General features: G+C 51.3%; 1 protein-coding gene. It reads left to right on the forward strand.

Translation table 11 applies throughout. The features are described 5' to 3' along the window. The first annotated feature begins 316 nt into the window (after positions 1–316). Positions 317–646, forward strand: coding sequence for a hypothetical protein (locus JCM25156_RS18955; RefSeq protein WP_025814397.1), 330 nt, complete (start codon positions 317–319; stop codon positions 644–646). Positions 647–779 lie beyond the last annotated feature (133 nt).

Consider the following 779-nt stretch of genomic DNA (forward strand, 5'->3'; position numbering starts at 1 on the left):
AGCACCCGGCCGGGAGGGTTCATCCATCCGGCCATCGCGGCCTGATCCGTCAGCAAGCGTCATCCGGTATCCAATAGGGAAAGAAAAGGGCCGTTCTGTGTCGATGCCCCCTGTCTAGCATTGTCCGCCGCCGCCGTCGCCCTGATCCTTACCCCCAATCAGGCGGCTGAAACCCGACCCCGGCATTTTCCCTGCCCTGCGCATGATCGAAACCCGTGACGCCTGAACCGGGCGTGGAAAAATTGATCGGGTCATCCCGTTCCGGTTAAAATCGGGATAGACTGTAAAGCAGTCCTTTTCAGCAACAGGCGTCATCATGGACAGGAAACGCGTAGCACCAGAATGCAGGTTCGATGCGGACAGGCTGAAAACCGTCAATCCAACCATTACCGCGGAACTTCTGCGGTGGTGGGAGAGCCTGTCACAACAGCAGAAAATCTGGTATTGTGAACTGCATCCCAATTCGGATCTGACCAGAGGTCATCTGGGTCAGATACGCTGGCGTCTTTATGACCGGGATCAGATGAAGCATTACCATAAAAAAGAAGCCGACAGCCTGATGTGGAACATGATGGGCGCGGTTGACCCGGATACGAGACGCCAGTTTGCCGCGCTGTACAGACTGCAACTCGAACTTTCAGAATGAATGGCTCGACTTAAATTCACTCCCAATACTTTATATGAAAAATATACATTTAAATCAGGAACAATATAAAAGTTTTTGGTGAAGCTTTTTTCAAAAAGCTTTCAGAAAACGACCGCCTTTTTGCAAAAAGGCG

It is taken from the genome of Komagataeibacter kakiaceti JCM 25156 (assembly GCF_000613305.1).